Annotated in this window: 24 protein-coding genes; 16 read left to right on the forward strand and 8 right to left on the reverse strand. The window is 68.2% G+C overall.

Features of this window, described 5'->3' with window-relative positions; genetic code table 11:
• Positions 1–216: 216 nt before the first annotated feature.
• Entirely contained in the window at positions 217–2,160 is a 1,944-nt protein-coding gene (locus tag ACQP09_RS18095) for a hypothetical protein (RefSeq protein WP_433400874.1), read from the reverse strand.
• 161 nt (positions 2,161–2,321) lie between these two features.
• Here ACQP09_RS18095 and ACQP09_RS18100 point away from each other — a divergent pair, with 161 nt between their 5' ends.
• Complete coding sequence (locus tag ACQP09_RS18100) at positions 2,322–2,981, forward strand: HAD family hydrolase (protein ID WP_433400877.1); 660 nt, start codon at positions 2,322–2,324, stop codon at positions 2,979–2,981.
• Here ACQP09_RS18100 and ACQP09_RS18105 read toward each other — a convergent pair.
• The gene (locus tag ACQP09_RS18105; protein WP_433400879.1) at positions 2,962–4,236 is read right to left on the reverse strand and encodes a transcriptional regulator; all 1,275 of its coding nucleotides are present in this window, start codon (positions 4,234–4,236) and stop codon (positions 2,962–2,964) included. The genes ACQP09_RS18100 and ACQP09_RS18105 overlap by 20 nt on opposite strands.
• A gap of 267 nt (positions 4,237–4,503) precedes the next feature.
• Between ACQP09_RS18105 and ACQP09_RS18110 the strand changes: the two genes are divergently transcribed.
• The 8 genes from ACQP09_RS18110 to ACQP09_RS18145 all read left to right on the forward strand — a co-directional run bounded on the left by ACQP09_RS18110 (position 4,504) and on the right by ACQP09_RS18145 (position 12,172).
• Positions 4,504–5,754, forward strand: a complete 1,251-nt coding sequence (locus tag ACQP09_RS18110; protein ID WP_433400881.1) for a methionine adenosyltransferase — start codon at positions 4,504–4,506, stop codon at positions 5,752–5,754.
• Positions 5,754–6,680 (forward strand): aminoglycoside phosphotransferase family protein, encoded by a 927-nt coding sequence (locus ACQP09_RS18115; RefSeq protein WP_433400884.1) that lies wholly within the window; start codon positions 5,754–5,756, stop codon positions 6,678–6,680. Before ACQP09_RS18110 ends, ACQP09_RS18115 begins: the two co-directional genes overlap by 1 nt.
• Positions 6,677–7,390: a histidine phosphatase family protein gene (locus ACQP09_RS18120; RefSeq protein ID WP_433400887.1), complete on the forward strand. Its 714-nt coding sequence runs from the start codon at positions 6,677–6,679 to the stop codon at positions 7,388–7,390. The genes ACQP09_RS18115 and ACQP09_RS18120 overlap by 4 nt, the downstream gene beginning before the upstream one ends.
• Positions 7,383–8,675, forward strand: a complete 1,293-nt coding sequence (serS, locus tag ACQP09_RS18125) for a serine--tRNA ligase (protein ID WP_433400890.1) — start codon at positions 7,383–7,385, stop codon at positions 8,673–8,675. The genes ACQP09_RS18120 and serS overlap by 8 nt, the downstream gene beginning before the upstream one ends.
• A gap of 1 nt (position 8,676) precedes the next feature.
• A complete protein-coding gene (locus ACQP09_RS18130; protein ID WP_433400893.1) occupies positions 8,677–9,699 on the forward strand; it encodes a glycosyltransferase in 1,023 nt (340 codons plus the stop codon).
• Positions 9,693–10,709 carry a hypothetical protein gene (locus ACQP09_RS18135; protein ID WP_433400895.1) on the forward strand — a complete coding sequence of 339 codons (1,017 nt, stop codon included), beginning with the start codon at positions 9,693–9,695 and terminating at the stop codon, positions 10,707–10,709. Before ACQP09_RS18130 ends, ACQP09_RS18135 begins: the two co-directional genes overlap by 7 nt.
• Before the next feature lie 464 nt (positions 10,710–11,173).
• The gene (locus ACQP09_RS18140) at positions 11,174–11,782 is read left to right on the forward strand and encodes a restriction endonuclease (protein ID WP_433400898.1); all 609 of its coding nucleotides are present in this window, start codon (positions 11,174–11,176) and stop codon (positions 11,780–11,782) included.
• Positions 11,783–11,959: 177 nt separating this feature from the next.
• Positions 11,960–12,172, forward strand: coding sequence for a hypothetical protein (locus ACQP09_RS18145; RefSeq protein WP_433406644.1), 213 nt, complete (start codon positions 11,960–11,962; stop codon positions 12,170–12,172).
• A 203-nt stretch (positions 12,173–12,375) separates the two neighbouring features.
• On the opposite strand, the gene ACQP09_RS18150 is transcribed toward ACQP09_RS18145, so the two are convergent.
• The 5 genes from ACQP09_RS18150 to ACQP09_RS18170 form a co-directional block, all read right to left on the reverse strand.
• The gene (locus tag ACQP09_RS18150) at positions 12,376–12,741 is read right to left on the reverse strand and encodes a hypothetical protein (RefSeq protein WP_433400899.1); all 366 of its coding nucleotides are present in this window, start codon (positions 12,739–12,741) and stop codon (positions 12,376–12,378) included.
• Between the two features lie 50 nt (positions 12,742–12,791).
• Positions 12,792–14,519 carry a relaxase/mobilization nuclease domain-containing protein gene (locus ACQP09_RS18155; RefSeq protein WP_433400901.1) on the reverse strand — a complete coding sequence of 576 codons (1,728 nt, stop codon included), beginning with the start codon at positions 14,517–14,519 and terminating at the stop codon, positions 12,792–12,794.
• A 4-nt stretch (positions 14,520–14,523) separates the two neighbouring features.
• On the reverse strand, positions 14,524–15,060 hold the full coding sequence (locus ACQP09_RS18160) for a MobC family plasmid mobilization relaxosome protein (protein WP_433400904.1): 537 nt from the start codon (positions 15,058–15,060) through the stop codon (positions 14,524–14,526).
• A gap of 322 nt (positions 15,061–15,382) precedes the next feature.
• Positions 15,383–16,225, reverse strand: a complete 843-nt coding sequence (locus ACQP09_RS18165) for a DUF2637 domain-containing protein (protein ID WP_433400907.1) — start codon at positions 16,223–16,225, stop codon at positions 15,383–15,385.
• A 248-nt stretch (positions 16,226–16,473) separates the two neighbouring features.
• Positions 16,474–18,003 (reverse strand): DnaB-like helicase N-terminal domain-containing protein, encoded by a 1,530-nt coding sequence (locus tag ACQP09_RS18170; RefSeq protein WP_433406645.1) that lies wholly within the window; start codon positions 18,001–18,003, stop codon positions 16,474–16,476.
• Between the two features lie 275 nt (positions 18,004–18,278).
• On the opposite strand from ACQP09_RS18170, the gene ACQP09_RS18175 reads away from it, so the two are divergent.
• The 7 genes from ACQP09_RS18175 to ACQP09_RS18205 all read left to right on the forward strand — a co-directional run bounded on the left by ACQP09_RS18175 (position 18,279) and on the right by ACQP09_RS18205 (position 23,888).
• Positions 18,279–18,824 (forward strand): helix-turn-helix transcriptional regulator, encoded by a 546-nt coding sequence (locus ACQP09_RS18175; protein ID WP_433400909.1) that lies wholly within the window; start codon positions 18,279–18,281, stop codon positions 18,822–18,824.
• 130 nt (positions 18,825–18,954) lie between these two features.
• Complete coding sequence (locus ACQP09_RS18180) at positions 18,955–19,254, forward strand: helix-turn-helix domain-containing protein (protein WP_355287965.1); 300 nt, start codon at positions 18,955–18,957, stop codon at positions 19,252–19,254.
• Positions 19,251–21,017 (forward strand): tyrosine-type recombinase/integrase, encoded by a 1,767-nt coding sequence (locus ACQP09_RS18185; protein WP_433400912.1) that lies wholly within the window; start codon positions 19,251–19,253, stop codon positions 21,015–21,017. Before ACQP09_RS18180 ends, ACQP09_RS18185 begins: the two co-directional genes overlap by 4 nt.
• 55 nt (positions 21,018–21,072) lie before the next feature.
• Positions 21,073–21,585, forward strand: a complete 513-nt coding sequence (locus ACQP09_RS18190; RefSeq protein WP_433400915.1) for a hypothetical protein — start codon at positions 21,073–21,075, stop codon at positions 21,583–21,585.
• A 177-nt stretch (positions 21,586–21,762) separates the two neighbouring features.
• Entirely contained in the window at positions 21,763–22,815 is a 1,053-nt protein-coding gene (locus ACQP09_RS18195) for a hypothetical protein (RefSeq protein ID WP_433400918.1), read from the forward strand.
• A gap of 37 nt (positions 22,816–22,852) precedes the next feature.
• Positions 22,853–23,278, forward strand: a complete 426-nt coding sequence (locus ACQP09_RS18200) for a hypothetical protein (RefSeq protein ID WP_433400921.1) — start codon at positions 22,853–22,855, stop codon at positions 23,276–23,278.
• A complete protein-coding gene (locus ACQP09_RS18205) occupies positions 23,271–23,888 on the forward strand; it encodes a hypothetical protein (RefSeq protein WP_433400924.1) in 618 nt (205 codons plus the stop codon). Before ACQP09_RS18200 ends, ACQP09_RS18205 begins: the two co-directional genes overlap by 8 nt.
• A gap of 320 nt (positions 23,889–24,208) precedes the next feature.
• Here the strand turns inward: ACQP09_RS18205 and ACQP09_RS18210 are convergent, their stop codons facing one another.
• Positions 24,209–24,934, reverse strand: coding sequence for a PaeR7I family type II restriction endonuclease (locus ACQP09_RS18210; RefSeq protein ID WP_433400926.1), 726 nt, complete (start codon positions 24,932–24,934; stop codon positions 24,209–24,211).
• Positions 24,935–24,937: the final 3 nt, after the last annotated feature.

The raw sequence follows: 24,937 nt of genomic DNA on the forward strand, positions 1-24,937 counted from the left end.
CGGTCACGCCGAGGGCCTACAAGCAGAATGGCGATGTTCCCGCCTTCGCCAGCCGAGCAAATCCACGACGTGAACTTCCGACTGCGCCTTCTGGGGGAGCCGGACCCGCTGTCGGCCAGAATGCAGGAGCCGACACGCCCTCGTGGGTTAGACCGCTGCTCTGGTGTTTTGAGCCATGGCCGCCGTGTTGTCGTCGCGCACTCGGGGGCTGGGGGATCACCGGCCGCTCGGAGGCTTCGGCCACGCGGTGCCCTCCTTCGCGGCGGTGAGGATGTCGCCCAGGCGCAGCCAGGCAGTCGGCCCGGAGTAGGAGGCAGGGCTGGTGGCGAAACGCGCCCAGGCTTCCTCGTCTTCGCCGAGCGCGGCCGTGACGACTGACGCCACCGCGGCGTGAGCCGTGCCGTGTTCGGGACCACCGACGGTCAATGCGGCCCAAGCGGGCAGCGCGCAGATGAGTTTCGTATCGCACTCGGGGAGTCTGAGCACTTGCCGAACCCACGCCTCGCGGAGGTGAGGGCCGCCCCCGAGGCGCTTACGCAGGCCAGCGGTGACCTGGAGCAGCGCCTCCTGTGGTGAAGAGTGCCGTCCCAGCACGTCGGAGAAACCGAGCTTCGGCCGGTAGCTGTCGCGACTGACGAACGACAGCAGCGCAGTCTCGACGAGCTCATCGATTCCGGCGTGGCGGGAGAGATAGTCGTCCAGCACTTCGTCGGAAGCGGTTGCCAGATCTCGTACGGTGACCTGCTGTGGATCGCCGAGCGCCGAACTGCGGGCAGCTGTCGTCGGGTCCCCGAGGATCCGGTCGATGGCAGTGCGAAGATCGGCAAACTCGCGATCGTGCTGATCTGTGGCGAGGTCAGTGACCTCCCAGCTTCGACGAGGCTGTGGTCTCGCATGCCGTAGGACAGCACGAGCCTTGTCCTTCACCTCGTTCGTCACATGAGGGAGGTGAAGGAGCATGGAATGCAGCCATCGCAAATCGCGGGGAGTCCGTCGGCCGGGGTCAGGGTCGGTTTCCCAGAGATCCAGAGCCTCTTCGGCTACTGTCGCGAAACGCTCTCCGAGCGTCACCAGCAGTTCCTGCAGCGCGCGCCAGGTGTGCGCGCGGCCGAATCGGTCCTTGGCGTCGGACGGGGTGAGGATGTGGCGCCAGGAGGTGTCGGCCCTGGACTCCACCCAAAGGACTGCGGCCCGCAGCCCCGCGGAGCGGACTTCAGGGGACTCGTCGAAGAACTCCTCGACGTGGCGGCGCTCCTTCGGGGACAGGGATGCGAACTCACCGGCAAACCGCGAGCGCACATCCGCCTCCGAGGCGCCATCACGGAGTAGCCGACTGATGCGCGTGATCAGGGAGGCGCGAGGGAAGTCCGCAAGGTCGCGAACGGCGATCTCTTCGAGGAGGGAGCCCTCGACATCCCAAGGGATGGTGCCGAGCAAGTGCTTCCGGATGTAGTGGCTCGCTCGCGTGCCCTGCGCCCACTCGATCAACTGACGATGACGGTCGATATGGACTCGCGTGATCGCCTCCCACATCGAGCTGCCCGCGTCCAAGGTGGCCATGTACGCGTCGAATCGGGCAATGACATCGCCGTCCCCCTCGTCCAGCCGTGGGGAGGAGGGAAGTACTGGCAGCAGGCCAAGAGCGGCGGCGAAGACCGAGTCGTCGAGCTTCGGCTCACGGAGGATGACTTGTGCCGTGCCGGGATCTTCAAGCAGCGCCGGCGTCATCGGCTGGCCGTGCGGTCCACGCCGGCGCAGCTCGGTGACAACCGCCGCCGTCAGTGTCGCCCCGCGGTCCCGTCGGCCGAGTGCGCCGAGTTGGGCTACGGAGCAGCGGCGCAGCGTCTCCGCGCGCAGTTCGTCCGGGCATGAAGGATGGCCGAGCGCCGCGGCGGACAGAAGCATCGAATAGCTCGCGTAGGAGGCGGCCTCCTGTCGAAGGTCACTGTCGATCGCGGCGCTGAGCATCCATTCAGGAGCGGAGGCACTGAGCGCCCCAAGAAGAAGCGCGAGCAGGAGGTCGTCGCGCGCGCTTCCCTCAGGTAGCTCGTGTGCTCGGGCCACCGCCATGCCGACGGGCGGTGAATCCGGCCCGGACTGCGCGGCGATGGCACGCAGGAACTCGATGGGCAGCCCTGAACGTGGCTCTTCGACGATCACGGTTCTTCCCCCACGTTGATCACAGCACGTCCACCCATGGTGAGCCATACCACGGACACCGCGGGCGATATGACCTGATCAGGTCAGGGACGGGGTGGATATTCAGCCGCGGTCCGACAGGGCTGTCTACTCCAGGTGCTGCACCGTCTAACCTGCGGAGCATGATTCGTGCGGTGGTGTTCGACGTGGGTGAGTGTCTTGTCGACGAGACCCGGGAGTACGGGACCTGGGCGGACTGGCTGGAGGTGCCGCGGCATACCTTCGCGGCTATGTTCGGGGCGGTCATCGCGCAGGGGCGCGACTACCGCGAGACGTTCCAGGAGTTCCGCCCGGGGTTCGACCTGACCGAAGAGCGCGAGAAGCGCGCGGCGGCCGGGAAGCCGGAATGGTTCGGCGAGGACGACCTCTACTCCGATGTGCGCCCCACGCTGGCTGCGCTGCGAGAGGCCGGCCTGTGGGTGGGCATCGCCGGGAACCAGACCGTGCGTGCGGGCGGCCTGCTCCGCGGGCTGGACCTTCCGTCCGACCTGATCGCCACCAGTGATGACTGGGGGGCGTCGAAGCCGGACGTGGAGTTCTTCGACCACGTCATCGAGGCGACGCCTGCCGAGCCGGGCGAGATCCTGTACGTCGGGGACCGGCTCGACAACGACATCCGTCCGGCCGTGCAGGCCGGGCTTCTGACAGCTCTGATTCGGCGTGGGCCCTGGGGCACGATTCAGCAACGTGACCCGGATGCGGACTCGATCACCACGATGCGCATCGACTCGCTCGCGGAGCTGCCTGAGAAGATCGCCAAGTTCAACGCTGGAGAGCGCTGACAGTCGTTCCCCAGTCGTAGAGACGATCGTCGAGGTCTCGGACGCACTGCTCGTTCTGCCATGGGGCGAGCGTGCGTCGGACCTCGCGGATACGCTCCATGCCCGTGGCGTACCAAGTGATGGCGAGCTGGTCGAGGGCTTGTACGGCGTACCGGCATGCCGCCTCCGGGTGGCCGTCCGCGGCTTCGACTGCGGCGAGATCACCGAGGACGACCGTGCGCTGCTTGTCCGACTCGGGCGGCAGGTCGTCGAGAACCTCCTGAAGAGTCTGGCGGGCTTGTGGCATGTGGCCGGCCTTCAGCTGCGTGTTCCCTTTGAACGCGGACAGGCGCACTGGGCTGAACCAGTCCAGCCACTCAGGGGTGGGGTGCTCGGAGCCCGCGGAAAGGGCGTCCTCGGCGTGTCCGATCAGGCGGAGCGCAGCGCGAGGGTCGCCGCATCGGGTCTCGCATTCCGCCTCGACTGCATCCAGCCATGCCCAGTGCTCCGCGGAGGCGTCTCCGCGTCGAGCGTAGGTGCGGGCGGCCATCATGCGCTCGATCGCCGCTTCCCGGTCATCGGTCCAGCCGGGGATAAAGGCCATGTGCGCGAGGATGGCCGATCCCAGGACGGGGTCGTCGGCTTCGCCCGCCGCTTGCAGGGCACGCAAGAGGGTTTCCGAGGCTTGGTCGGGCTGGCGTAGGTCGAAGAACTCGATGCGTCCGGCCAGTAGATAGGACTCGGCAAGGGCGCCGGCCAGGGTCTGGCGAGCAGGGTTCGCCGTCTCCGGTAGGAGAGCGCATCCCAGACGGGCGTGCTCCAGCACTGCGGGGTGCAGTACGGCGGGCGCTACGGACCAGTAGAGGTGCCGGTGAGAACGAGTGACGGCCTCGAAGTCCTTGCCCACTGTGACTGGCTGCGTCGCGAGCCCGGCCTGGGCGGGGACGTTAGCCAGCCGCGCTCCCTTCAGAGGCGCATGAGGGGTGTTGCGGACCGTCGAGCCCGCGTGGCGGCTCTCATTTCCCCAGGGTGGGGTGAATCCCAAGTCCTCCATGCTCTGGCCCAGGAGGTGGGTCAGAACTCGGTGGACGTCAGGCTGAGGCCAGGGCGGTGTGGCGGACTCCCAGCGTCGGATCTGACGCACGCCAACAGCGAGCCCCCTGATGCCCAGCTTGGGTGCCGTCTTGGTGATGGCATCGGCCAGAGCCTGTTGTGAGTTGTATCCGGCCGCCAGACGGGCGGACTTGAGTCGGGTGTTGCCAGCGGGACGGGACATGGATCTCCTCCGGGGACGAGTTCTCGTCAGAGCGTGACATGCGATGTCCCCGCCGCGGCGCAAAATCATCCACGGACGCCCAACAAAGCCCTATGGAAGTCCTCTTGATGACCTGTCAGAGCCCTCGAATAGGACCTGGAGGGCCGGGAAGATGGCATCCACGGACCGAGGACATCGACCTCGTCACCACACACGGCACTGACCGCTCGTCCAGGCGTTCTGCGCCTGCGCTCATCCCCTTCTGTCCACCCTGAACGGGAGTTCGTGATGCTTCGCACGAGCACGACCCTCGACAACAGCTACCTCGTCATCGAGACGGGCGGGCCCGCCCCGGACGCCACGACCATCGTGGAGCGCAAGGGCCTCGGCCATCCGGACACCCTCGCCGATCAGCTGGCCGAGCGACTGTCCCGCGCGTACAGCGCCTACACCGTGCAGCGCTTCGGCGCGGTCCTGCACCACAACTTCGACAAGCTCGCCCTCTTGGGCGGAGCGAGCGAGGTCCGGTACGGCGCCGGCCGCATGACCGCCCCGGTCCGGGTACTCGTCAACGGCCGTGCCGCGCCCATGTGTGGCGGTGAGCGGATCCCCGTCGAGGAGATCGTGGAGGCCGAGGTGCGGGCGTTCTTCGCCCGCCGGCTCCCGGAGGTCTCCGACCACCTCGACATCACCTTCAACATCACCAGCAACTCCAGTCCCGGTGCCGTCCTCACGGGCGACGAGGTGCCCGACCGGACGCGATGGTTCAACCCGCGGTCGATCGACGACCTGCGGGAGCGGCGGGTGCGGCTCTCCAACGACACGTCGCTGGGCACCGGCTGGGCGCCGGAGAACGTCTTCGAGTCCTTCGTGCGGGATCTGGTCGACCACTTCTCCGGGGAGAGCGACTTCACCCTCTCCCACGCCTGGTGTGGGTCGGACGTGAAGCTCATGGGCTACTGGGACGGGGAGCGGGCGGATGTCGTGCTCTGTGTGCCGCAGAAGTCCCGGCTCGTCGCGAGCCGTGCGGAGTACGTCCAGAACACCGAGAGCGTCCTGGCCGAGTGCTACCGGCTCGCCGGCCTCCACCTGCCCGGCGCCGAGGCGAGCTTCCGGCTCAACGCGCGCGACGTGCCGGAGAAGGACGAGCTGTACCTCACCTACACCGGGAGCTCGATCGAGTCCGGTGACGAGGGCGTCGTCGGCCGCGGCAACCGTGTCAACGGCCTCATCACGCCCCTGCGGCCGATGAACCTGGAGGGCGCCAACGGCAAGAACCCCGTCTACCACGTGGGCAAGCTCTACAACATCGCCGCACGACGGCTCGCCCAGCGGCTCCACGAGGCGACGGGAGGGCACGCCGAGGTCCACCTCGTGAGCACCACCGGGCAGCGCCTCGACCAGCCGTGGCGAGTCCTCGTCCGTCTGTCGTCTCTGGACGCCGAGGTGGACAAGGTGCAGGCGCTGGTGACGGAGGCGCTGGGCGAGTTCCCGGCGCTCACCGACGAGCTGGTCTCCGACGGGATCGTGCTGAGCTGATGAAGAAGCGGACGCTCGGAGAGGTCTCCCCGGAATGTCGGCGCCGGCTGATCACGCACTACGGCCTCGAAGTCTCCGGGTGGCTCGATGCTGTGCCCACCTTGATGGAGGAGGCTGCGGAGCGCTGGAAGCTCACGCTCGGGGCGTACCACGACGCCGGGCATGCCTCCGTGGTCGTCACGGCCGGAACCCTCGAAGGTCGTCCGCTGCTTCTCAAGGCGTGGGCCGATCCCACCCGGTTCCGCAACGAGGTCACCGCTTTACGCCTGTGGGCGGGCGGGCCGACGGCAGGGGTCGTCGAGGCGGCGGACGACCTGGCCGTGGCGGCCCTGGAGATGGTCGGGGGCCGCTCCGGCGGCTGCGAGCTGCCGCCCCGGGAGCTGCAGACCGTGGCCGCCGCCCTCCAGGGCCTCCACACCATCGGCCGGCGCCAGCGCCGTCCGCGTGAGCTTCCTGCCCTGACCTCGTACCTGCATCAGGAGGTACGTCCGAGGGTGCGCCGCCGTCTGGAATCGGTCGATTCCGGCCAGTGGCAGGAGCATGTCGACGCGGCTCTCCCGGCCCTCGTGACCCTGGAGGAGGACGGCGGTCGGGCGACGGTCCTGCACGCGGATCTCTACCGCGAGAACGTGCTCTTCGACTGGTTGGGCCACCCTCGCCTGATCGACCCCCTCCCGATGGTGGGCGACGCGGTCTTCGACTGGGCCTTCTGGACCGTGTACTACGACCTTGGACACGGCACGGACGCCCGCTTGGCCACTGCCGCCCGGATCTCCCGTATCCCCGTACCCGTCCTGGCGCCGTGGTGTCGAGCCCTGGCCCTGGATGGCCTGCTCTTCTACCTCGAATCCGGTGATCCGCGCGCAGCGAGGATGGCCGACGTCCTCGCATGGCTATCGGCGCCAACCCCAAGGAACCGATCATGACGACCTACGTCCTCCGTCACGGGCAGACGAATTACAGCCGGCGCTACCTCGTCAACGGCGACCCGACCAAGCCCATCCGCTTGAGCGAGGACGGCCGTCGGTCGCTGAGCAAGGGCTGGAGCAGCGTTCCCCTCCACAGCGTGAAGACGTGGCTGGCCAGCGAGTTTCCCCGCGCCCAGCAGACCGCCAACCTACTGATGGGAGTCCCCGGACCGGAACTGATCACCGATGCGCGGCTGAACGAACTCGACTACGGGGAATTCGAGGGAAACCCATTCCTGGAATACGCCGTCTGGCTCGACGGGCACGGGGCCCACGAGCGTCCGCCCGGTGGCAGTGAGTCGCAACGCGAGGGCATCCGCAGGACGCTCACCGGGGTGCTCGCCGCCCTGGAGCACCCCGGCCCCCGCGTCCTGGTGGCCCACGGCCTGCTGGTCTCCGTGCTCCTGTGGCAACGCGAACGGACTCCTGGCGGGGCCATGCCCCTCTTCTTCCCGGAAGCCCCGTACATCGAGCCCGTCGCCATCCCCGATGACGAGTTGCCGGAATTCATCGGGGCCCTGATGAACGATCTTGAAACTGGCGTTCTCGATCGCGCGGTCGGCTCCTGTGACAGGGAGGTAATGCGGATCGGCGAAGGGGCCGCGGTTGCTACCGTCGATCCCGTATCCCACCACTCGCCGGAACAGAAGGATCTTCCTCATGCATGATGCCCGCGCCCTGATTGAAATGGGTGCCGAAGCGGTTCGTCGGCTCGCTCGTCGCGGTTACTCCCTGGACCTGTCCGAGCTGGAGTCCCTCCAGTCTCGTCGCAACCAGAACATCCGCTCGGCCGATGAGCTGCGGGCCGAGTCCAAGCGGGTGGCGAGTGAGGTTCAGCAGACGGCCAAGCAGGGCGGCGACATCACCAAGCTGAAGGAGCGCGCCCGCGAGATCAAGGAGCAGGTCCGCGACATCGAAGCAGGGCAGGAAGAGATCCAGGCCCAGCTCCGTGATCTGCTCCTGAGCATCCCGAACCTGCCGGACGACTCCGCGCCTGATGGCGACTCCGAGGAGTTCGCCATCGAGATCCGGCGCGTCGGCACGCCTCCCGCGTTTTCGTTCGAGCCGAAGGACCACGTTGATCTCGGAGAGGCCACGGGCATCCTCGACTTCGGCCGTGCGACGAAGCTGTCCGGCCCGCGCTTCGCGGTCTCCCGCGGCGCCGGTGCCGCTCTGGAGCGGGCCCTGGCCACGCTCTTCCTCGACATCCACACCCGTCGTCACGGGTACACCGAGTACGCGGTCCCCTACCTGGTCACCCGCAAGACCATGACCGGCACCGGCCAGCTTCCGAAGTTCGAGGAGGACCTGTTCAAGACCGGTGTCGCCGACCGCGAGCTCTTCCTCATCCCGACGGCCGAGGTCCCGCTGACCAACCTCTACGCCGACGAGATCATCCCGCCCGCCGAGCTGCCGCTCGCGTTCACCGCGCACACCCCGTGCTTCCGGTCTGAAGCCGGCTCGTACGGGCGTGACACCCGCGGTCTGATCCGCCAGCACCAGTTCGCCAAGGTCGAGATGGTCAAGATCGTCGACCCGGAGACGGCGGACGCCGAGCTGGAGACGTTGGTCGGCCACGCTGAGGCGTGCCTCAAGGAGCTCGGCCTCGCCTACCGGGTCATCAAGCTGCCCGCCGGCGACACGGGCTTCTCCGCCCAGCTCACGTACGACATTGAGGTCTGGATCCCGAGCCAGAACACGTACCGCGAGATCTCCTCGGTCTCCAACTTCGGCACCTTCCAGGCCCGCCGGGCGAACATCCGAACCCGAGGCGAGGACGGCAAGCCTAAGCTCGTCGCCACCCTCAACGGTTCCGGCCTGCCCATCGGCCGCACCCTGGCTGCGCTCCTGGAGCAGTGCCAGCAGCAGGACGGCTCGATCGTCCTTCCCGAATCTCTCTTCCCGTACCTCGGCTTCCGCCGGATCTCGGCGGACGGAACACCGGAGGCATAACGTGCTCGTCGGCGTCTGCGACTTCCCTGGTAGCTACGCCTTTCCGCCCGCCGGTTACGGCGGGATCGAACGATGGCTGTGGGCGGTCGCCGTAGGCGCCCGTGCCGTAGGCGCCGACGTACACCTCCTCGGGCCGGGCTGGCTCACGGACCTGGAACACGACTGGGTCCGCAAGCCGGTCCGCCTGGAGGACATCTCCACCGGATCGCTCGCCGAGCGCGAGCTGCGCGATACGGGGTACGACCTCCTGGTCGTCGGCCACGAGTACCCGTCGCTTCCCGCGTGGACGCGCACCTGGAACGAGCTGGACTGCGACGTTGCCACCTTCCAGCACTCGCCCGTCTTCCAGCACACCGCCACCGCCTTCGACGGTCAGCGGTCGCGGCTCTACTGCTACTCGCCCGAGATGATCGAACGGTACGCCGATCACCGGCCGATCCCTGAGCTCGCCGTCCATCTCGGCCTCGACGAGGAGGAGCCGCCGGCCACCGCGGGCACCGATCTCGTCTGGCTCGGCCGGATCGACGAGGAGAAGGCACCGCACATCGCCGTGCGGGCGGCCCAGATCCTTGGGCGCCGCATTCGGATCGTCGGCCCCGTCTTCGACGAGGCGTACGTGCGACGCCACGAACGGCTCTTCAGCGCCGACCACGTGAAGTGGATCGGCGAACTCGGCGGTCCCGCCAAGGCCGCTGCCATCGCCGACGCCTCGGTCTTCGTCTACACGTACGCCCGCACGTACGTGGAAGCCGGTGCCGCGGTCTTCGGCGAATCCCTCCGCGCCGGCACCCCCATGGCCGCCCTGACCTGGCGCGAAGGAACCTGCGCCCACGCCGCCCTGTGCGACGAGACGGGCGCGGTTGCGGTCGTCGACCCCAGGGAGGAGGACGAGACCGCGGCACGAAGGCTCGCCGAGGCGATCGAGCAGGCGGAAAGCCTCGACCACCAGCGCGTCCAGGCGATCGGAATGCAGCGCTTCGACCCGGCGCGCCACTTCCAGGTGATGTCGGCCCGATCGTGCTGACCCGCTCTGCCGGCACCGTCGGAGACGACCTGGCCCAGCGGATACCCGGCGTACTGAGCGCCACGTTAGGCCCCCACTGGGAGTTCACCGCCGACGGCCCCCACATCGAGATTCTTCACCCGCACCGGAGAAGCCCCTACCAGCCGCCACGCAGATCACCCACGTGGAGGGAGATCCTCGACTCCCTGGAAGCCGGCTTCGCGCGGGACGGCGCCCCACGTGACGCCTGCCTCCCACTCCGGTGGGGCAGGGAGACCGAACTGACGATCTCCGCTGTCCAGGCGCTGGACCCGGTCCTCAAGGACGGCCAACCCCGCACGTATCGAAGCGGATTCATCCCGCAGCCGGTCGTCCGCTTCACCGGGCAACGGGACGCGGAAGGCCAGTTGATGGAAGGCTTCCTGACCTCCTTCGTCAACGTCTCCCGAGTCCAACCCATAGGCGGCCTCGACGAGTACGGCGCCATCCTCGACGGCTGGCTGACCGTCCTCTCCCAACTCGGCTTCCACGCACGGCACTTGAGCATCTACGGAACGCTCGCCCCGTGGCGCCGACGGCAGGTCGAAGGCATCACACTGCGCTTCCGCCACCTGGACCTCACCCTCGGCGACATCGTCCTCCTGTGGAACACGGATCACCCGGAAGGGATGGCCGTTGACCTCGGCACTGGGCTGGAACGCCTGGCCTGGGCGCGCACCAGGGCGAGCTGGCGCCCCCTGATCTTTGGGCGCTTCGCACAGATGGCGACACCACCGACGCTGGATGCCATCCGTACCGCCACACTCCTCCTCGGCCACGGGATCGCCCCCGCAGCCCGGGGTGCCGGCGGAATCACACGGCGCGTCATAGGCGCCATCGATCCCGAAGCCACCCGCCTCGGCGTCAGCGCCATGGTTCGAGCCGCCTACGACTACTGGTCGCTCTTCGGTGCCTTGCGCGCTCCATGGCCGGAGATCGCTCGCCTCATCGAGGGAGAGGGGGAGGCGACGCGCTCGGCACTGGCGGCATAGCAGTTGCGTGCAGCGATCGTTCTCGACCCAAGCCTCGAAACGGCTGAAGCTGGTAGGTCGAGCCGTAAACGCACAGGTCGAACGACGAGCGAGGGACGGGGTGCGGGGTTCTTCTGACCGAAAACCCATCACTCCCGGTGATCGACTTCTTACATGCTGTCGGTGGTGCGTGCTGTCATACGACCGGCGCGGGGATGCACCAACGGCCGTGGACAGAGGGGGAATTCCTTCATGGCGGTTCAGCTTGCGGACGACGTTCGGGGTGACGTTCCGGCGTGGGCGCAGTCACGGTGGCATGCGGGATCAGCTGCGGCAGACGGTGCCGCGTTAACGGCGCACCTGTCCGCATCCTCCACCTCGGCGCAGTTGGGCGGGACTCGATGAGCCGCCGCCCGATACGGCGCTCTGCCCGACGCCGACCGGTCCGCCGATCCAAGAAGCAGGACGAGCAGGTCGCCCTGGTCGTGGGTGTGGTCGTGGCGGTCGGCCTGGTCGCCGCCGTCGTGCAGTGGCTGCTCATGCACTGGTGGGTCCTCGTCATCGTCGCCGTGGCCGCTTCGGCTGCGGGTGGCCTCTGGTACCAGAAGGTGCAGCAGCGGGCAGCGTGGGCACGCGTACGCGCCCAAGCCTTGCGGCTGCGGATTGCCGAGCTCGACGCACTGGATCACCGCGCGTTCGAGTTCGCCGTACGGGACCTGATGCGCCGCGATGGCTGCAAGGCCGAGCAGCTCGGCGGTGCTGGCGACAACGCTTGCGATGTACGCGCCATCGACCCCGCCGGTCGCGTCTGGGCGATCCAGTGCAAGCACCGCCGGGATGGGGACCGCGGTTCTGCTGTCGGCGTTGGGGTGCTGCAACAGGTCAACGGCACCGCACGGCAGATCCACGGAGCGGACATCGCGGTCGTCCTCACCAACGGCCGCTTCTCCTCCAAAGCGATCCCCTGGGGTAAGCAGCACCGAATTCACCTCGTCGACCGACGGGTGCTCGGCGACTGGGCCGCAGGATCCCGCCCCTTGTGGGACCTGCTCGACCGCATCCCACCGCCACGCCGGCCGACTGCCCTGTCCTGACTCGTGGGATGCGGGGATGCACCTGCCCGATGGCCTGACAGGTGCCGGGCAAATCAAGCCCAGGGTGGGCGTTTTGTTGCCAACTACTCGTAACCGAACCATTTCCTCGACCAGCTCCGACCATGCAGGAAGGCTGGGATGCCCGATGTGTTGCCTGACAGGAGGGCTGGCAGGGTGATTCTGACCATCAACGTGGCGGTCCTACTGGCTGTCATCATCGTCCTGCGACTACGTCGACGCACCCAGGCCCGAAGCCGGTCAGACGAGAAGCTGACCGTGATCGTGGTGCTGGTGTTCGGCGTGCTGATCGCTCCGACCAGCTTCGGGCAGGGCGTTTTGAACGTCGTGGGTCAACTCGCTCGGAGCGTCACGCAGTCCGGAAGTCCGTGAACGCCTCAAGTTGACTGCTCGGTTCGAAGGATCCGGTTCTCCTGCTTGTGCGTGGAGCCGGATGAGTGTGGAGCTGGCCGAGGGCGGTCGAGGATCGAGGTCGCGCTGTGGCAGGCAGACCAGACGACGGGGTGCGGCCGGTGGCGGGAGGCTCTCCCGACCACCGGCTGCCGGTGCTTGTAGCTGGTGCCGTGCCTGTGTGCTCAGTCCTTGTGCGGGCGGAGAGGCCCGGCACCCGCAGCGATGATGCTGTCCAACCGGCCGTACTCGAGCATGTCCTCGTGGGTCATGAAGGGGATGAGGGCTTCACCGTGCGGGAGGACGTACTTGAACAGAAGCTCAGCCATGTGGTGCGCGGCGGCCTTGGCCTTAGCTCCGGCCTCGGAGTTGTGGACGTGGACGCCGGCGGCCTGGAGTTCTTCGAGGGTGGCGTCATCGGCGAGGGCCTGCTCCTCCTCGGTGAAGGGGCGTCCGTCGAGGTGGCGGAAGGCGCGGGTACCCGACGGTCGGTTGAAGTCCGTGTCGAACAGCAGGGCCATGACGTGGGGGCGAGGGGCGGATGCAGACATAAGGGATCTCCTTAGTGGGGCGGGGTGGCTGCCGTGGGCTTTCTGTGCTGTCAGCGCCTTCGGTGGCGTTGCTCGGTGGCGGTCGCGGGTGCCGTGGTGGGCTGGGGGTTTCGGACCTGCTGTCCGCTGGGCGCGAGGCCCAGGGTCGAGCGGCGGCGGGCTGCTTCGGCGCGGCGGTTGGGTGCGGGGTTGCGGCTGGTGTGCTGGATGCGGGTGATCAGGACGCGGGCCGGTTGGCGGGTTGTGGTCAGTTCACGTTGGGCTGCTGCTTCCTTGAGGAGCTGGTGGGGTTTGTGGCCGCTGGCTTCGGCGTTGGCGAGGACGGTGGCGAGGGCGGGCCAGCCCGCGTCGGCGAGGATCCGCTCGGCGTGTTCGGGGATGGCTGCGCGTACGTCGTTGGCAAGAGTGCGGCGGGTCCCTTGACTGGGGCGCCGGGCTTCGAGTGCGGTGAGCGTCGGAGCGAGCGCGGCGTCGGCTGCCGACTGGAGGTGTTGGACGGCTTGGCGGGCAGCGTCGGCCTGGTGTGCGTGGCCCTTGGCCTCGTGCCAGCGTGCAGCGAGGATGGCAGCCCAGAGCAGTGCAGCGGTCAGGGCTGCGAGAGCGCTGCCGTCGGGGCCGGTGGCGGTGTGCGCGATGTCGCGGGCCGCGGTCCGCAGGGTGTGGGCGGCACGGTCCTCGGCCCGGATCTGTGACCGCTGTGCCCGGGCGAATGCCGCACTTGCTGCGCACAGTTGAGCACGGTGGTCGGCGGGTGCTGCTTGGGCGGTGGCTTCGAGCAGTTCGCCCAGAGCGCTGATGTTCGCCTGTGTCCGCGCGTCCTCGTCGGCGCTCGCGTTGGTGGTGTCGGTGTGGAGGGTGTCGAGGGCTTCGGTGGCCTGATGCCAGGGGGTGGTGGGTCGGTCGCGGCGGGCTGTGGGGTGTTCCTCGGGTGCGCTGGTTTCCAGGCGGGCCTTGAGCTTGGGCAGGGTGAGGTCGGGGGCGATCTTCCCGCCGGGGTGGTAGATCTGTTCGCCGTCCTTGTTGAGGTCGCCGGGGCGGCCGACGGCGTAGCCGAGGAGGTCTCCGGAGGGGCCGCGGCGGGGCTTGATCAGGATGTTGTCGGCTTCGAGGTAGGCGAGGAGTTCCTCTGCGCTGGTGGCGTGGGGGATGGCGGCGCGGATGCGGTCCTGGAGCCACTGGCGGCTGGTCTGCTCCCAGCCGAGGCGTTCGGCCTTGTGCATCTCGGCCTGGGTGGGGCGCCGGGCGGCGGTGCGGTCGCCCTTCTTCAGGCGGCGCAGCCCGTAGTCCTTCTCTATCTGGCGGCATGCGTCGCCGACGCGGATGCCGCTGTCGTGGAGTTTGGGGCGTCGGCCGTCTTCGCGGACGGTGGTGGCGAGGATGTGGATGTGGTCGTCGGCGTGGCGTACGGCGATCCAGCGGCAGGCCAGATCGTCACCTTCGGGGGCGATGCCGGCGGCCTGGACGATGCGCTGGGCGATCTCGCCCCACTCGGTGTCGGAGAGATGGTGGTCTTCGGGTGCGGCGCGGACGGGGCAGTGCCAGACGTGGTCGGTGACGGGCTTGCCGAACTCGCTGTTCCGTAGGTGTACGGGCTCGTCGAGGTGACGGCCGAGTTCGGTGAGGGTGGAGTTCTCGTCGCGTCCGGGGTCGGGCATGCCGAGCATGGCGAATCCGGTCACCAGGTGCGGGTCGAGGTGTTCGTCGTGCCGGCCGGGGCCGTAGAGGTAGGCGAGCAGGCCGCGGGTGTTGGATCCGGTCGGTTTGATGGCGGCGATCATCCGGTCAGACCTCCGTCGGGTCAGTGGGCCGGCGCAGGGCCTCGGCGATCAGGGCGAGCAGGTGGTGCAGCTCGTCAAGACGGTGACGTATGTCGGGCGGGGTGAAGTCGCTCTTGAGGGCGCGGGCGATCTGGTTGACGTTGACGCCGATGCGGTTGAGCTCGCGCAGCACCTGGGCGCGGAACATGTGGGTGCGGCGGCGGTCCTCGGACAGGGGAAGGTTCGCGGTGAAGCGGCCGTCGACGAAGGCGAGGACGATGTCGGCGGCGAAGCCGGATTCGCCCTTGTAGCCGTGCTCGGCGGCGGCCTCCTGGAGGGCGGCGTGCTCGTCGTCGGTGAAGCGCAGCGGGCCGACGCGGACGGTTCGCTTGGTGCCGGTGAAGCGGCGGATTGCCGACTGGACGCTCTGCACATCGCGCTCGGCGGTGGGCGTGGGGTGGAGGATCTGCTGCTGGACGGTACGGAGCACGTCCTGGTCGGGGCCGCCCTCGGCCCCGACCTCCCGGCCCGGCGCCCCCTGGCGCTGGGCTGTCTCCGCCACCCCCGGGGCGGAGATCCCCGAAGAACGGCCATGAGTCGGACTCGGGGTACTACTGGCTCCGCCAGGAGCCGTCCGTCCGAACGCCCGCCGCAAACGTTCAGTCAGCGTAGGCGACTTCGTCAGTGTCGGCGGCCCATCGATCGAGCCGTCAGTGTGGTTCGGGTCGTGGGTCACGGATAGCTCTCCGGAAGGTGTGGGCCGGGTGGTGGCGTGCGGAGGCCACGGCTACGACTGCGGGGGTGTGGATGAGTGACGGCGGCGGAGAGGCGGGGACCGCTTGGCCGGTGGGCGTAGGAGTTCCGGCCACCGGGATGGCGGCCGATCAGCCGACGTTCCGACCGAAGCCGGGTTCCGACCGGAGAACTTCCATGACTTCGGTCAGCCTCTGGCCGCCGACCGTATGTCCCTTGGTACGTATGGCCTGTTGCACGATGTCCCGTGTGAGCTTGCGCTTCTCGGCCGCGGCGATCCGTCCGATCTCAACCAGTTCTTCGACCGTCGCGCTGACCGGACGCCCACCACGCGGCTGGCCTTCTGAAATCCGGGGCGGCGGCGTTCGGCTGGAGTCGGTTGCCTGCGGATTGGCGATGCGTTCGGATGGTGTGGCCCGCGGTTCCGGTGCCTCGGCGGAATTGAGTGCCGGACGGTCGAGGGGCCGGTCGACCAGCTGGTGGATCTGCCGCATCAGCACGCCGAAGGCCAGCAGGGCTGCGGTCGGGGGAACCGCCGCGACCACGTAGTCGAGCAAGGGCACGACGCTCGCGTTCCCCGTGCCGCTGACACCGGCCACGTTGAGCGCAATGGATCCGACCGACCCGGTAGCGGTCAGGGTGACCGCCCACCAGTCGGTCACTCGGCGGAGGCCGGCGCGGAGCATGAGCAGTTCGCCCGCGACGATGAAGGCGTCCAGGGTCGCGGGCCAGGCCCATTGCCGGGCAGGGGAGCTTCCCAGGCCATGCTGCCCGGCGACTTGGGCGAGGTGTGCGTAGGAGAGCCAGAAGCCGCCGGCGGTGAGGGCGATGATGACGGTTCCGGCTGCGGCGAGGGCGTACCGCTCGGCCGCATGGTGGGCCGTTGCTTGTGGCTTCACGTCCTGGACGTGCTCGGCGTGGGGCATCGCGTTGCCCTGCTGGGTGGTGTCATGAGGCGTGGCGGGTGTGGTCATGCGGGTTCTCCGGGGTGGTTCTGCGGAGGCGATCACGGCGTTCACGCAAGGGGGCGTACACGCGAGCCCCCTTCTAAAGGGGGGCTCACGCGTGAACGCTGGTGTGCGTGTACGGCGTGAACGATCGCGTGATCGTCTGACCTGGGGTTTCGTTCTTGGCGTGTACGCCTGCGGCGAGGCGTGGGCCGGTGCGCGGGGGAGGGGTGCGTGTACGCCCTCGTGTACGGTCCCGGCGTTCGGCGATCAGGTCAGGAGACGGCGCCGATATGGCGGACTGAGGCGCGGTAGCGGGCTTGCTGGCCGCCTCCGGTGCCGCCTGCGGTGCCTTCGGCCTTGCCTGCGAGTCCGGCCCTGACGAGTCGGTCCAGGGTGCGCCTGGCTTTCTCGGTGGCCGAGCGCTCGGGGTTGTTCTGGCCGCTTTGGATCATGGCGAGTTCGCGCACGGTCAGGCCGTCGGGGCGCTGTCGCAGGATGGCGACCGGGTCGAGGGCGGGGTCGAGCGTCGAGATGCCGCGTTCGTGGTCGTGGATGACCTGGAGGGGGCCGATCTCGCCGGTGGGGGTTTTGAGGTGGTGCAGGGTGACGGCGAGGTCGCCGGCCTCCCCGGCGATGAAGAGGACGCTGCCTGCGCCGGAGGTGATCCACGTGGAGCCGTAGACGCGGTCCAGGGTGGGCTTCTGGGCGCGTGGAGCGCCCTCGGTGGCCTTGCGCTGATGGTGGAGTTCCATGATCTCGACGCCGTTGCGGATAGCTCGCTGGCGGGCGTTGTTGTAGGCGACGCCGAGGGCGTCGTCGACCAAGGTGCTTACCGCGTCCTTGAGGCTGTCGATCACGATGGTGTCGGCCTGGTGGGCTGCGGCGAGGTCGGCGAGGAGGTCGGGCTCCTTGTCCAGACTGGCGGGCAGGGGGCCCTGCCAGACGGCGAGCCCGTCGCGCAAGCGCTGCTCATGCTCGGGCCCGACGCTGCGGGCCATGGCGCGGGCGATCTGCTTGTACCGGTCCAGTGCGAGGTAGAGCACTCGCCGGCTCGGTGCGACCGGCATGTCCAGGACGCTGTCCGACAGGCCCAGACGAGCGAGGATCACCTGGTGGGCCAGCGTGGTCTTCCCGACTCCCGGCGCTCCGACGATCATCAGGCTCTCTCCCGACGACCAGGCCGTCTGCTCCCGAGTGCCCCAGAGAGGTTCGGTGTCAGTGCCGGTCTCGGTGACGAACCGCCATCCGTCGGTGATGAACCGGGAGAGTCGGCCCTGTCCCGAGGCCAGCGCACGCTCGCGCTCCGCCTGGACCTCTGCCTCCACCTCGCTGCGGATGGCATCCGGATCGGCGCCCGGCTCCATCGCCTGCTGAGCGGTCCGGATGCCGGAGGCGCGCAGACGCCTGAGGTCGGCCATCGTGCGCACGATGCCCGCGTAGTAGGCGGCGCTGCTGGCGGATGGCACGGCGTCGGCGAGCTGGTGGACGTACACCACACCGCCGACCCGTTCCAGGTCGTCCTGGGTGCGCAGCTGGTGCGACAGGACGATGGGGTCGGTCGGCTTGTCCTCGCTGTGCAGGGCGAGGATTGCACGCCAGACCGTCTCGTGCGCGGGGCGGTAGAAATCGGCTGCGTCGAGCAGCAGGCGTACTTCGTCGATCACCGCGCCCTTGTGCATGCAGGCCCCCAGCACGGCGGCCTCGGCGTCGACGTCGTGCGGCGGAACCGCGGTGAGGTCGCCGGCCGTGGGCTGGCGGCCGGTTCCCGCGAGGTGTGGCGCGGTCGGCCGGGGTTCGTCCATACTGGACATTGAGCTCCTCAACTTGCGGGCCGTACGGGACGGCGAATCCCAGGCCACGCGGGTCAATCGTTCAGGGATGGGCGGCTACGAGAGTTCGTGCTCGGCCCCCGACGTTCGTAGCGTCGGGGGCTTTTTGCGTTCACCGCCGTTCGAGGGCGGACGTCTACAGTACCTGACGTTTTCGGAAGCGCAACGGTTGCATTTGGCTCCGGAATGGTGTTTAGTTTTCACCATCGCCCCGGCTGTCCGTCGGGCCCCAGCAAGGAGGTGCAGTGATGAGCAGTGACGAAGGCGCCTCCCGAGCGGGGCCGGACCGGCCGCCGGCCGAGGAGCATGTCGCGGAGCGCATCAAGCTCGAACGCGAGGCACGCGGGTGGAGCACTGTCACGCTCGCCGAGCGGATGGCTGATGCCGGCCACCCGGTCAACCAGTCCGCGATCTGGCGCATCGAGAGCGGCAAGCCCCGCCGCCGGGTCAACCTCGATGAGGCGCTCGGCTTCTGCAAGGTCTTCGACCTGACCTTCGACGAGCTGACCAGCCCCCCCGGCCAGCTAGCCAACCCGCTGGTCCGTCGTCTCGTCGGCGACTACGTCGCGAGATGGAAGGAATGGCGGACCCTGGGCAAGGACATGCGCCGGATCCAGGACGAACTCGCGGCGTACACGGACGCCAATCCCAACCAGGAAGACATGGTCAAGGCTCTGCTGACCCACGAGCTGACCATCGCCTCGAACGGCGAGTTCCATCACCACCTCGGAGCGCCAACTCGGCTTCGCAGCTATCTCGGCGAGCGCATGGACGCGCCGTCCGAACAGAGCTGACTCGGCCCCTCGCTGCTACGAACAGCGAGGGCCTGCCGTCTCCGGTTCCTTCTCTTCACGCCCATCCCTGAACGACTTGTCGGCCTACCGGGATTCGCCGTCCCGTGGCCTGCCAGGAGAGGACCCTCCCTTGCACCGAAGCGAACTTCCGCTTGCCCTGATAGCCGACCTGCTGGACGTCCCCGAGGACGACCTGCGGAACCTGATCTCCGAACGTAGGCCCGCCCAAGACGAAACCACCCTTGTCGCCCTCACCGTCGCCGAGGCCGCGCGACGGATCGGCATCGGCCGCACGAAGCTGTACGAGTACGTCACCTCCGGCGAGATCGCCTCGGTCAAGATCGGCAGCTTGCGCCGCATCCCAGCAGAGGCGGTGAACGACTTCCTGGCTCGGCGCCTCACGGCCAGCGACTTCGGGACCGCAGCATGACGCGGGGCGCGACGGCGAATAGCCGTCAGCCCAACGGAGCCTCCAGCATCTATCTCGGCAAGGACGGGCGCTGGCACGGCCGTGTCACCGTCGGCGTGAAGGACGACGGCAAGCCCGACCGCCGTCACGTCAGCCGCAAGACCCGAGCCGAGGTCACCAAGGTCGTACGGGAGCTGGAGCGGCAACGAGACAAGGGTTCGGTCCGCAAGGCCGGACAGAGCTGGACGCTGGAGACCTGGCTTACCCACTGGGCCGAGAACATTGCCGCGCCGAACGTCTCCGAGAACACCATCGACGGCTACCGCGTCGCGGTGAATCACCACCTCGTCCCCGGCCTGGGTGCCCACCGCCTTGAGAAGCTGGAGCCGGAACACCTGGAGCGCTTCTACAAGAAGATGCAGGAGACCGGCAGCGCCGCAGGCACCGCCCACCAGGTACACCGCACCCTCCGTACCGCTCTCAACGAGGCCGTGCGCCGTGGCCATCTCACCCGCAACCCGGCCACGATCGCGAAGGCCCCACGGCTCGAAGAGGACGAAGTCGAGCCGTATTCGGTCGAGGAGGTCCAGCGCCTCTTGGCGGAGGCGGGAAAGCACCGCAATACGGCCCGCTGGGTCATTGCCTTGGCACTCGGCCTCCGTCAGGGCGAGGTCCTCGGCATGCAGTGGACCGACGTCGACTTCGAACTCGGAGTCATCCGCGTCCGCCGAGGCCGCCTGCGGCCCCGCTACGAGCACGGATGTGGGAACCGCTGCGGTCGCAAGCCCGGCTTCTGCCCGCAGAAGATCAACGTCCGGCGCGAGACCAAGAACGTGAAGTCACGGGCCGGCCAGCGGCCAATCGGCGTTCCTGACGAGCTGATGACCCTGCTCCGCCGGCACAAGGAGGGGCAGGGCCGAGAGCGCGCTCTCGCTCGTGACCTCTGGACGGAGAAGGAGTACGTCTTCACCTCGCCGGTCGGCGAACCCCTGAACCCGAACACCGACTTCCACCGGTGGAAGGACCTGCTGAAGGCTGCGGGGGTTCGCGACGGCCGCCTTCACGACGCCCGCCACACGGCGGCCACGGTCCTGCTCATCCTCGGGATCTCCGACGCCGTCGTCGACAGCATCATGGGCTGGGAGCCCGGCAAGTCCGCACGGATGCGCCGCCGCTACCAGCACATGACCGGCCCCGTCCTGCAGCAGACTGCTGCCAAGGTCGGAGCCCTGCTCTGGGCCGTGCCTGCGGACGCCGCGGAGGAGGTTGGCTCCCGTGCCGCCGTGCGCTGCGGCCCTGCCTCGGTCGACTCAGCTGTCTACCTCGCTGACCTTGGCGGCCGACGCCTGGCCTTCGCCGCCCGCGAGCACGCGGAGCAAGTGATTGCCCAGTGGAGCGAGGACCGGCCAGGCCAGGCGGCACAGGTCGAGGAGATGGGGCGGGAACACTGGGAGGCCGAGGCGGGAGGTGGAGCCCAGCTCATCCGCCATGAGGTTCCCGACCGCCGAATGGTGCACCACGCTCGTGCCGTGTTCCTGACGGGAGGTGAACGGCTCAACGTCGGGAGTCCTGCCCGATGGTCAACATGGGCCTGGGACTTCGAGCCCGATCTGTACACGGACCTGCCAGTCCGCTGGCACACTTCTCGTCGGCCAGGCCAGGAGATCGAGGCCCACGTGCGTGGCACGGACGAGAACGCGGTCTCGTCGGCCTACGGGGAGGCGTGCGCACAGGCTGTGGACCGGGCGCGTAATCCCGCCACGCACGGCGATGGGCAGAGTTAGCGGCCCGCAGCGCGGAAGAACGCGCTGCGAAGGAGAGCGATGGAGGCCCCACGGCATGAAGTACAAGAACGAAGCCGAGATCATGCGCGCGCTCGGGATCGACACCTGGAGGCATCTCTCCAAGGAGAAAGCGGTCAAGTTCGCGGCCATGATGCCTGACATGGACACCGAAGTGGCCATGAAGATCGTCGAACAGTTCCCCGAGTTCAGGAAGTTCGCCACGGATGCCTTCGGAGCCATCGAGAAGGCCCACGAGGCCACTCTCGCGGACGGCAGGCATAGCCTGGATCAGGTCTACCAGGCCCTCCGGGAGAACCGGGTGATCTTCGAGCGAGAACTCCACAGAGGCGACCTGACCTGGGAACAGAGGAAGCACCTCCTCGAACTCATCCAGGAAACGGGAAGACTTGCTTCTCAGAAGGACTCTGAGCACAAGCGCCACGTGGACGGTCTACTGAAGAAGGTCATGGTCGGTGTCGGTTCCGGGCTGGCTCTGGCTGTGGTCTTCGTCGGAGGCCGGATCCTGACCCAGGGCAAGGAAGAACCCGATGACTCTGGGGAGTCGTGAGACCTGGCGGTGCCGGTGCTTGACCTCGGTGACCGTCTTATCGACCGAGCCGCGCTGGGCTGTGACTCCCGCTCAGAACGGGGGCGTTGTCAGTGGCGTGCGTCAGACTTGGAGCACGGTACACACCCGTGCCGGCTGTCTGTCCACGCACCGCACCTCCGCCCGCAAGGAACGGTCATGGCACATCTGCACAATCAGTTCGACGACCTGCTCACTCTGATCAACGTAGATCCCGACGTCCTCGCGGCGACGCGCGAACGTCTGGTGCTAGCGCGCAGGTTGGCCGAGCAGCACCCCGAGGGCCGTACGTCGTACAGCTCGGGTTCGATCCCCGTTCGCACCCACATTCAGCCGCACGCGGGAGCCGTCAGCGATGGGGACGGCGGGATCATCCTGGACCGTGTCCAGCACCCGGAGCTTGGTCCTGACGGAGAAGGGGAGGCTCCACACACCATCACCGACGAACTTGTCGCGTTCATCGGCCCGAAGCTCCGCGACCCAGAGCGCACCCCGTTCTACCCCAAGGCGCGGGTGTGCACGTCCCGGCGGGGCCTCAAGATTCACTTCGGCGCCCCGGTCAACGGCACGGATGTCACGGTCGATCTCATCGTGGCGCTGCGCCGCCGTGATAGGCGCGGGCTGTGGATCCCCGACCTGGAGCAGGCCCCGGGCTCCGCAAAGGCATGGAGTGCGAGCGACCCTCAGGGCCACGTAGAGCTGCTGACGTCCGGCGCCGACGCCCTGCGGCGCACCCGACGCCGCGCCATCCGCATCCTCAAGGCGTGGAATGCTCAGGCCGCGAAGCCGGGCTTCTCCTCACACCAACTCTCCGTCTGGGCTTACGAGTTCGTTGAGCCGAGAATGGGCCTCGTCAGCGCCGTCCACACGGTGCTGCTGGAGGCCGCCCTGCGTCTCCAGCGCGGCGAGCCGACCATGGATCCGCGCTCCGTCTCGCCAGACCTCAAGCCGCTGATCCCCGAAGCGGACGCCGAGCGGCGGCTGCGGGTCGCCGCCGACAAGCTCGCGAAGGCCATAGCTGACCCCGACGACATCGACACGGTGGCGGAGGTCTTGGAGCAGCTCTTCCCCAAGACGATGCGTGAACGCGAACGCGCCTTCTCCGCCGCCTCTACTCCCCTGAGCACCACCGCCAGCCTCGGTCTCGCCGGCGCGAGCCTGCTCCTCCCGAAGACGCGTTCGTGGGGGGAGGGCGCGGCCGTTGAGCGGTGACCGGCGTCCCGCGCGCCGTACTTGGTTCGCCCGTCCCATGGCCCGCGCCAAGCTGTTGACCGGGATGCGCTCAACGGGGCTCGACGTGCGCGAGGTGGACAGGCCCGCCGACTTCGCGTCCGGTTTCACCGTCCAGGTCTACCCGCACGTGCAGATCCTGCCCTCACACAGTCTCCGCATTGTCTTCGCTCCCGGCGATCCGGAATTCCCCCGCGTCCACGCACGCGGACCCGACTGCCCCGCCCACCGCAACCCCGACGGTTCCCTTTGCCTCTGGTACCCGAAGGACGCCCCCTCGCGCCGCTGGTCGACCGGTGACGGCGGGCGGCTCCTCATCGCAATCATCGTCCGCCATCTCCGCTGGGAGTCCGCCTATCGCGCCACTAGCATCTGGCCGGGCTTCGAAGCACCCCACGGCCACGGTTCGCCGGGGCTCGACGAACAGGACCAGATCATTGGCTGACGCGATCAAGGCATTCGGCCCCTACGCCGCCGTTCTCGCCGCACTCGTGACCGGCCTCGTCCTCGGCGTCCAGGCGTGGATCATCCGCCGCGCCCAGCTGCGTGAGCGGAAGCAGGAACTGTTCGCGAGCGCGTATGAAGTGAGCATCCAGTACGCGGAGATGGCCTACGCCGTGCGTCGCCGCCGCGCGGACGCCGCCGCCGAGGAGCGGGTCCGTCTGTCGGAGCAGCTGCGGGAGATCCAGTCCAGGCTGACCTGGCACGAGGCGTGGGTCCGTTTCGAGACTCCGGAGGTTGGCGCCGCGTATGACGAACTCGTCGCCCGTACGCGAACGGTGGCCGGGCAGAGCATGAAGGATGCTTGGCGCTCGGCCCCGGCGGCGGATGACACGGCGATGGTGATCCCGACGTCGGTCATCGACCTGCGGGCGCTGGCGGATGTCCGCGAGCGATACATGGCCGCCGTGGAAGCGCACCTTCGCCCCCGAGGCCGCGCCCGCCGCCTCCTCCCGCGCCCGCGCCGCGCCATGCCACCCCCACCCGTGCCCGCTCCCCCGGCCGGAGGGACGGCCCCCGGTGCTCCCGGCGGCCCCGTCGGCGGCTCGCCGTGAGACGAAGTGCACGCACACCCCCGTCCCCCGTTAGGACTGGCTCTGGACCCCCGTGATTACCGACGCCCTCGAACGGCTCGCACTCCTACCGAGCCCCGGGTGACCAGAAGGTCTCCCCGTTCCCACGAGAGCCCCTCACCACCCCGGAGCAGTGGAACCCTGCGCCACCCCGAGAGGATATTTGGGCCCCCGACCTGCCCACCCTCTACCCACCACACGAAAACGGCCGACCGGCTCCGCGGCGGACCGTCACGCAAGATCGAGGGTGGGGGCCGAATGCGGTGCCTCGACCAGATCGGTCGGGGCACCGCTCGTCTTTCCTAGCAGGGAAGCCCGAGCTCCTTCAGATACGTGAGGCGGGCGTTTATGGCAGCCGAGAAGTGCCGCCAGTCAAGGCTGTTCACCAGTTCGACGGGCTTGGGGTCCTCGGCTGAGGATGTGACATAGCAAGCGGCGTCGTACAGCTGCTCGGCCACAAGGCGCTCACAGAAGATCCCGAATCGGCCTTGATACGAAGTGCCGTGCCAGATTGAATCGGCAGGCAGCGCGCCCTCCGCGATGCTGACCGGCCTCCGCGATCCGCTGCCGTCCTCCATGATGAAGAAGTAACCGAGCCAGGGCTTCTCCTTCGGATACAGCTCAGCCAAGGCGGCCCGTCGCAGATCCACCGCGCTGCCGAGCGCTTCCTCAACCCGGTTGTTGTAGTTATTTCCGAACGACGGCCCGCCGAGTGCCTTCAGCTCGCACGCCGCAACCAGCACACCCTCGTGAACCACTACGAGGTCCCACTGCTTCTGGGGGCGGTAGTAACCAGGGAGTTCCAGACCTTGCTTCTTGGTGACCCGGATGCTCTCGGGCGGGTAGCCCGCTTCGAGGAAGAACTTGGACAGGAGGATCGCGATCGCATCAAAGTGTTTGCCACCGCGTACGGATCCGGCTGTGCCGGCGCCGACCGCAGCCTTGATCGCGGACTGCTCCCGCTGCAACTGCTTGGCGCCCCAGTAGGTCGCTATCGCGTCCTCGAAGTCCTGGCGGGTGACCGTCAAGAT

Source organism: Streptomyces sp. CA-146814, from assembly GCF_050942385.1.
In the GTDB taxonomy this organism is placed as follows: Bacteria; Actinomycetota; Actinomycetes; order Streptomycetales; family Streptomycetaceae; genus Streptomyces.

Bases quoted from the DNA above. Each gene is read 5' to 3' on its own strand.
- serS (WP_433400890.1), top strand. From the start codon at position 7,383: ATGCATGATGCCCGCGCCCTGATTGAAATGGGTGCCGAAGCGGTTCGT.
- ACQP09_RS18105 (WP_433400879.1), bottom strand. From the start codon at position 4,236: ATGTCCCGTCCCGCTGGCAACACCCGACTCAAGTCCGCCCGTCTGGCG.
- ACQP09_RS18100 (WP_433400877.1), top strand. From the start codon at position 2,322: ATGATTCGTGCGGTGGTGTTCGACGTGGGTGAGTGTCTTGTCGACGAG.
- ACQP09_RS18165 (WP_433400907.1), bottom strand. From the start codon at position 16,225: ATGACCACACCCGCCACGCCTCATGACACCACCCAGCAGGGCAACGCG.
- ACQP09_RS18110 (WP_433400881.1), top strand. From the start codon at position 4,504: ATGCTTCGCACGAGCACGACCCTCGACAACAGCTACCTCGTCATCGAG.
- ACQP09_RS18175 (WP_433400909.1), top strand. From the start codon at position 18,279: ATGAGCAGTGACGAAGGCGCCTCCCGAGCGGGGCCGGACCGGCCGCCG.
- ACQP09_RS18115 (WP_433400884.1), top strand. From the start codon at position 5,754: ATGAAGAAGCGGACGCTCGGAGAGGTCTCCCCGGAATGTCGGCGCCGG.
- ACQP09_RS18170 (WP_433406645.1), bottom strand. From the start codon at position 18,003: ATGGACGAACCCCGGCCGACCGCGCCACACCTCGCGGGAACCGGCCGC.
- ACQP09_RS18190 (WP_433400915.1), top strand. From the start codon at position 21,073: ATGAAGTACAAGAACGAAGCCGAGATCATGCGCGCGCTCGGGATCGAC.
- ACQP09_RS18200 (WP_433400921.1), top strand. From the start codon at position 22,853: ATGGCCCGCGCCAAGCTGTTGACCGGGATGCGCTCAACGGGGCTCGAC.
- ACQP09_RS18155 (WP_433400901.1), bottom strand. From the start codon at position 14,519: ATGATCGCCGCCATCAAACCGACCGGATCCAACACCCGCGGCCTGCTC.
- ACQP09_RS18120 (WP_433400887.1), top strand. From the start codon at position 6,677: ATGACGACCTACGTCCTCCGTCACGGGCAGACGAATTACAGCCGGCGC.
- ACQP09_RS18195 (WP_433400918.1), top strand. From the start codon at position 21,763: ATGGCACATCTGCACAATCAGTTCGACGACCTGCTCACTCTGATCAAC.
- ACQP09_RS18150 (WP_433400899.1), bottom strand. From the start codon at position 12,741: ATGTCTGCATCCGCCCCTCGCCCCCACGTCATGGCCCTGCTGTTCGAC.
- ACQP09_RS18185 (WP_433400912.1), top strand. From the start codon at position 19,251: ATGACGCGGGGCGCGACGGCGAATAGCCGTCAGCCCAACGGAGCCTCC.